Genomic DNA, 374 nt, shown 5'->3' on the forward strand with positions numbered 1-374 from the left:
TACTGGGCCGACGGCAGCCGGAAAACCGCCGAGACCACCGCCCCCGACGGCACCCGCACCACCGTCCTCTTCCACTACACCCCCGACGGCGCCATCGCCAACGACACCCACACCGATGCTGGCGGCGGCCAGCCGCGCAGCGGCTCCTACCTCACCGGAGCAGGGGGCCGCGAGGCACGCACCCTCGCCGGCACCCCCGGCGCAGCCCGCTACCTGCACGCCGACCGCCGCGGCAACACCGTCCTCGAGACCGGGCAGTCAGCCCAGGCGCTCACTGCCCGCGCCTACACCGACTACGGCCGGGAAACCGGACCCGACGGCACACCCGCGCCCGCCGCGCACCGAGCCGCCGACCCCGCCGCCAACCCCTTCCG

1 protein-coding gene is annotated in these 374 nt (G+C 75.9%); it reads left to right on the forward strand.

The features are described 5' to 3' along the window. Nucleotides 1-374: hypothetical protein (locus tag IF89_RS39815; protein WP_043195022.1), on the forward strand; the 374-nt coding region annotated here is incomplete at both ends.

Origin of the sequence: Streptomyces sp. NRRL F-2664, assembly GCF_000719345.1 — a bacterium.
Lineage (GTDB): Bacteria > Actinomycetota > Actinomycetes > Streptomycetales > Streptomycetaceae > Streptomyces.